7 protein-coding genes are annotated in these 6,244 nt (G+C 42.8%); all 7 read left to right on the plus strand.

The genetic code is table 11. The features are described 5' to 3' along the window. The first annotated feature begins 424 nt into the window (after positions 1-424). Positions 425-1,648 carry a beta-barrel domain-containing protein gene (locus EWV66_RS15660; RefSeq protein WP_502705683.1) on the plus strand — a complete coding sequence of 408 codons (1,224 nt, stop codon included), beginning with the start codon at positions 425-427 and terminating at the stop codon, positions 1,646-1,648. A gap of 189 nt (positions 1,649-1,837) precedes the next feature. Beyond that, positions 1,838-2,572 (plus strand): foldase protein PrsA, encoded by a 735-nt coding sequence (locus EWV66_RS15665; protein ID WP_287109045.1) that lies wholly within the window; start codon positions 1,838-1,840, stop codon positions 2,570-2,572. A gap of 57 nt (positions 2,573-2,629) precedes the next feature. Continuing rightward, positions 2,630-2,827 (plus strand): type II toxin-antitoxin system MqsA family antitoxin, encoded by a 198-nt coding sequence (locus EWV66_RS15670; RefSeq protein ID WP_002776319.1) that lies wholly within the window; start codon positions 2,630-2,632, stop codon positions 2,825-2,827. Positions 2,828-3,601: 774 nt separating this feature from the next. Continuing rightward, a complete protein-coding gene (locus EWV66_RS15675; RefSeq protein WP_287109046.1) occupies positions 3,602-3,763 on the plus strand; it encodes a hypothetical protein in 162 nt (53 codons plus the stop codon). A 147-nt stretch (positions 3,764-3,910) separates the two neighbouring features. Continuing rightward, a complete protein-coding gene (locus EWV66_RS15680; protein ID WP_287109047.1) occupies positions 3,911-5,266 on the plus strand; it encodes a tetratricopeptide repeat protein in 1,356 nt (451 codons plus the stop codon). A 263-nt stretch (positions 5,267-5,529) separates the two neighbouring features. Beyond that, positions 5,530-5,727 carry a hypothetical protein gene (locus EWV66_RS15685; RefSeq protein WP_287109053.1) on the plus strand — a complete coding sequence of 66 codons (198 nt, stop codon included), beginning with the start codon at positions 5,530-5,532 and terminating at the stop codon, positions 5,725-5,727. Positions 5,728-6,008: 281 nt separating this feature from the next. Further along, positions 6,009-6,244 (plus strand): hypothetical protein (locus tag EWV66_RS15690; protein WP_287109049.1); only part of this gene is annotated, 236 nt, incomplete at its 3' end.

Here is a 6,244-nt window from a genome sequence, read left to right on the forward strand (position 1 = left end):
AGCATTTGGTTACAACTCGAAGGAAGTCAACCTGGTTGTTCCTGAATTTGGCAAACAAGCAACTTAGCTATTAAGGTATCAGGTGCGATGCCGAAGGCACTGCGTAGCAGTACGCCTATTTTGTAGGTTGGTTGACAACGGAAACCCAACATCATCCCCCTATTCAGGGTGAGAGCATCTCAAACGCTATTGACAATTGGCCAATTTTGTGATCCGCATGGGCATTTCAAGTGATACCAGTCAATCAGAATAGTTACGAAATCGACCCATTTGGTCAATTTTTGCTTAACAATTGAGATGGCCAATTCTCCTCAAATATGCCTGAATCGCTCTCTGGGTAAGCAACTCACATAAAGTTCATTTTGTCAAGGATTGTTAAGATGCGCTTACCCTGGTCAAACTCGACGCAATCACCGCAGGAGAAGTGGAAAAAATCTATGTCCGTGAAGGCCAAGAGGTGAAAGCAGGACAACCGATTTTAACCCTAGATTCCTCATTAATCGGCAAGGAAATACAACAAATTGAGGAGAAAATAGAAGGACAAAAAAGCCGTCTTTCCCAACAGAAACTTGTCAAAAGTCAGTTAGAGATTTCTTTAACCACCCAAAGCCAACAAAATCGCGCGGCAGCAGCGGAAAAAGAAGCCTCGATCGAGCAAGCGCGGGAGAATGTGGACGCATTAATCAAGAAAGCGAAAATATCCCTAGAAGAACAACAGGCGCGGGTAAATCAAGCGAAAACCGCCCTCGCACAAAGTCAGACTGATTATCCGATTCTCAAAAGTCGTTATCAAACGGCTTTAAAAGAAGTCGATCGCTACCGAAAAGCGTGGGAGGATGGCGCGATATCGGAGGTGCAATTCATCGAGCGCGAGGACAATGCCAAGGAGCGCCAACAACTCTACGAGCGGGGAAAAGCGGAGGTAAAAGAAAATCAACATAAACTAGCGGAATTAAAAAGTGCCTACCGTCAGACGAGTCAACAAACGAGCGCCGATATCGCCCAAGCGCGTCTGCAATTACAGGAGCGGCAGCGGGGTTATCAAAGTCTCCGCCATTCCAACGAGTTGGCACTCTTAAGGATACAGGAGCAGATTAACAATCTAGACACGGAGATCGGAACACTGGCATCGGAAATGGCCCAAAGCGAGAGCCAACGGCAAGCGCTCCAAATCCAACTAAGTCAGAGGGTTTTAAAGGCGAATACCGACGGCACAATCTTTTCATTACCGATTAAACGCGCGGGTGCGGTGGTGCAGTCGGGAACGCGGGTTGCGGAGATAGCACCGAAAGGCTCCCGGTTTATTCTCAAGGCAGAAATGCCCACGGATCAAAGTCAATTTCTCCGCGCCGGTATGCCGATAAAAGTCAAGTTCGATGCCTATCCTTTTCAGGATTACGGCATTATCGGCGGCAAGATCACCAAGAAATCACCGACGGCGATCGAGAAGGATACGGCGACGGGAAAAATTAACGTTTTCGAGCTAGAAATTCAACTCGATCGCTCCTGTATTCAAAAGGGAAATCAATGTATTCCCCTCAATCCGGGAGATACGGCTACCGCAGAAGCGATCGTCCGTCAGCGTCGGGTGATCGATTACATCCTCGATCCCTTTAAGGATCTGCAAAAAGATGGGTTAAAACTCTAGTTTTTTTAGGTAAGCTAAACGGCTTTTACTTCGGATCACCGATATAGACTCCAAAAGGGTTATAGCTGTTGGATCATGCAGGTTAAGCGCCGTTTAGCTTATCGAAGCCAAATTACTTACACCCCTCCCTAACCCTCTTGCCTATCTCAACTAGGAAATTAATTTCGCATAACTGTTTCAGGAGTCATTATGTCCCATAGTATCACCATCACCAATCAAGACCTTATCCAACAGCTTAAGCTATCGGGGAAAGTCCCCGAAATGGCCGAGGGAATTATCGCTCGGAAAATCATCACCGAAACCGCCACGGAAGCGGGGATTAAAAACACAACTGACGAGTTACAACAGGCGGCCGATCAATTCCGTCTCGCCAAAGAATTACATAACGCCAAAGATACATGGAATTGGTTGCAAAAACAGGGCTTATCCCTAGACGATTTCGAGGCGATCATTCAATTCAATTTACTATCTGGTAAATTAGCCGAACATCTTTTCGCAGACAAAATTGAATCCTATTTCGTCGAACACCAGCTAGATTATACCGGCGCGGTGATCTATGAGGTAGTGTTAGCAGATCAGGCGATGGCAGAGGAGTTGTATGAATCGATTCAGGAGGAGGAAATCAGCTTTCAGGAAGTAGCGCACCGCTATATCGAGGATGTGGAATTACGACGCAAGGGAGGTTATTGCGGTACTGTTTACCGTAAGGATTTACGACCGAATCTTTCGGCCGCAATTTTCGCATCGGATTCTTCTCGATTGTTGAAACCGCTGCAAGGCGATCGAGGTTTTCACCTGATTTTCGTTGAGGAAATCCTTAAGCCAAAATTAACCGAGGAGTTGGCTTTGCAAATCCGTGCCGAGTTGTTTAACGGTTGGGTAAAGGAGAAGATTCAGGAAATAAAATACGAGTTAAGTAATTAATTGTGGACGGGGTGGGTAATACTCACCCCGCAAACGTAGCAAGTGAAGATAAGAACTATGGAATGTGTGATCTGTAAATATGGTACGACTCGATCGAGTTTTGTTACCGTTACTTTAGAGAGGGATAATTGTATCGTGATTTTAAAACAAGTCCCTGCGGATATCTGTCAGAATTGCGGGGAGTATTATCTAAGCGAGTCGGTCACTGCGGAGGTTTTACATAAGTCCGATCGCCTATTTTGTAGGTGGGGTTGACAACGGAAACCCAACATCATCCCCCTATTATTCTTCATGTTATGTGTTGGGTTGCACTTCGTTTAACCCAACCTACGGATTATTTTACTATAAAATTAATACAATATGGATTAATAAAATACCAATAATCCGATTATTCTTGAGTGAGCTTATTCAGCATAAAAACCAACAAAGCGATTTTTAATACATACACTTTTAAAAATTCCTGAATCTATTCATTAACAGAATTCCCAGTTAATAAAAAAAATAAATAGTGCTTGCTGAATAATGGTAAAACCCTTTTACAATAAGGCTTTTGACCTGTTAAAGTCTGATGTTCATGCTGCGAAAATAGGATTGTGACCTTCAAAAACTTGGCATCATCCTTTTTATAGTACACAAGTTGGTACAAAAAGGAGGGCAACAAAGCCTGAAACGACCGACGACCGGCTACTGAATCCTGACTCCTAACCCCACCAACAAACTTTTTCAGCAAACCCCAAATAACTCAATTAAGTTAGCTTGGTTGGTTCTCTTTGCTTCCAACAAGACAGGTTCAGAGTTTTTTGTACATAAATTACTTATTTTTGTTTCTTTAAATAGCTTGGAAGCCCGTTGTTTAATCGGTTTTGATGATGTTTTCGCAAAAAACAGTCTTTTAAAAAGAACATAAATAACTAAATTATGTTTTTTTTTTCGATTTTGATAGTTGATCTGGTGTTAAAAAAATGTTATTGTTCTCTTGAATCAATAATTTGATTCATTCATTTAGCGAACATTTGGAGAATACATCTCATGGCTAACATCAAAATCAACGAGATCAAAAACACGGTGACTGACGAAATTATCGAGCTTCGCACCGATGCCGCTAACGACAGTCCAGACAGCATCACCGCTTTTAAAACTTTACGTCAAGTGGTAGGCGGTTGTTGTTGTTGGTGCTACAATCCTTTCTAGGTGTAACTGATTGATAAAATACAGAGATAAATCAGTATTTTATCTTTTACTTCTCCTAGTTTCCACGGTAGTTCAGCCAAACAAGATACTCCGTTGACTATCGTGGAAATACCAACCAGATAAAGATCGCATTTCTTGAGAATATGTATGCTATTTTTAAACGATTTTCCGATCACTTGGAGCCATCGTCCTTATTTCGATCTTAGTCCCTATCAATCTGGTGCTTGGCATATTCAGGGAATTGACTATAGTTATCGAAATCTTGTCTCCGAAGTGCGAGATACTAATACGTCGTCCGTGAACCCGGTTGCTCTCCTTCACCCCGCTTCTTTTCGAGAGCAATTGATTCGAGAGACCGGTCTTTTTCAATACCCAATTAACGATCCTCTCACCCTCCCCGATGAGTTGAGAACCGAACGTTGGAGAGTTCTTTGCGAGCATTTAGAGCATTATCGTGAGCTTTCACCCGCTACTCAACTGAAAACAATTAATTTATTATCGAGTTTATGCTTTCATGAAGCGATTACTCGCTATATTCCCGCAATTAGCGATGAAAACATTGGCAGAGACCCCACGTTCGCTAGATTAGCTTACAGCCTGGCGATGTCTAAAATCCTTTGTCAAGAAGATATTGGTACATCAGAAAATCTCGAAGATTTTCAACGAATCGTTCAATACGCTTCTAAAGAAAGCCTGGTGGTTTTCGGGGCGGCCGTAGAATTAATCGTTTTGCAGGCTACTGTATTTCGAGATATAGCGGCGGTCGCCCATTGGCGAGAAGTAGCGAAGGAGGCACTCTCTCACTTCGAACCTTCCCTCGATCGTTTCGATTTTAAACATTTAACCAGTGCTTTCAAGCGTGCGGCTGTTTTCGCTCCACTTCTGCGGGGTGAGCGAGAAACGGTTGTCCGTGAAATGGATCTCTGTCAATCCCTAGCGGAAGAACTAACTCGCGAGTGTAAAAACGAGAGCGAACGACTTTCCGCCTACGACAATCTAATAACGGTTTTCGAGAGCCGAACAAAAGAAGCTCTCTGGTTAGGCGATATCGATCTCGCCGAAGAGAGAGCGAAGAAAATGGTGGCGATGGAACCTCTTTACTCTCGTTATCGCCTGAAACTGGGGGAAATTTTACTGAAACAAAATAAATTTGAAGAAGCGGCGAAAATCTATCGTTCTGCCACTAGACTCGGCCCGCCTGGAATGGCGATCGCTTGGTTTATGGCCGGGCAATGTCACGAACGATTAGGAGAGATAGACATCGCCTGTGATTGCTATCTAGCTTCCCTACAGATGGATGAATTAGCTATCTCCTCTGTGGAGAAAATTAACAAATTGGCCCCCCGGCTAGGTAACTCGATGCTGACCGATTGGAGTACCATGCGTCTAGAACAATTGCGGGAACAACAGGGAGGTATGGTCTCTAAAACGAAAACTTCCTATATTCCTGAAGCAGCTTCTGCACTGAAATTAGCGGGTGAACGCGAACTCTCTCAAATTTAACTCAAGGCGATCGCCGATCTGGTAGGTTGGGTTGACGCAAGGAAACCCAACAATTCCCCTAAAACTTCCCGAAAACTCAATTAGGCAAAATCGTCTTACCACAGAAGTGATGCAAGAAACTCAGATAGAGTTTGTTCGCTCCTATATTGATGCGGGTGAGTGTGGACTGACCCTGCTAAATAGACCTCTCCAATAATTGTCAAAATAAGAGATGAAGCCCTGACTAAGAGCTTATCAAAAATCTTTTCTGGAGAGGTATAATAGTGAAGAATCAACAGTTGGTAGCTACTAAGGCTGTTGATGAAGTGGATGATGTGACTAATGTGAATGACCCATATAATATTGCCAAACAAGGGGGTAAGCACTCTGGATTCTATAACGAATATGCCAAAAAGCCAGACTCTCAAATCCGAAAAGGAATGGTTCTTCGTTACTTGGTATGGTTCGATAGGGGGGCATAAATCGACTAAATCCTTATCTGGCAAGAGACTTAATTGATTAGTTCGCTCTAGAAAAAAACAATTAACAAAAATCGCTACCGAAGAGCCAAAGGAATTGAATCTATAAACAAGCAAATTTCTGAACATCAAAAAAAGATTGAAGCTCCCCAAAAATTTATACCTGATTTTGATAATCTTGATCCTAGACAGCAAAAAGCTCTTCCCGATAAATGGCAAAGTGACATAAATCGGCAGAGCGAGCAAAAGACTATACTAGAAGGCCTACTCAAGGAGAGAGGACTATGAATACAGAATCTGTTAACTTTATCAAAGATCATGCACTTATTCTCAAAGAAAAGTACAATGAATCCCTCGCAAAAATTAACGAAGCTGACATAAAAGGAGAGGACTCTTCTTTCTATAAAGGACAAAGCCTTGCTTATTATGATGCTCTTGATTTGATCAAGTCTCAGGTAGAAGCATTTGGTTACAACTCGAAGGAAGTCAACCTGGTTGTTCCTGAATTTGGCAAACAAGC

The sequence above is a fragment of the Microcystis sp. M_OC_Ca_00000000_C217Col genome (assembly GCF_007095585.1).
Lineage (GTDB): Bacteria > Cyanobacteriota > Cyanobacteriia > Cyanobacteriales > Microcystaceae > Microcystis > Microcystis panniformis.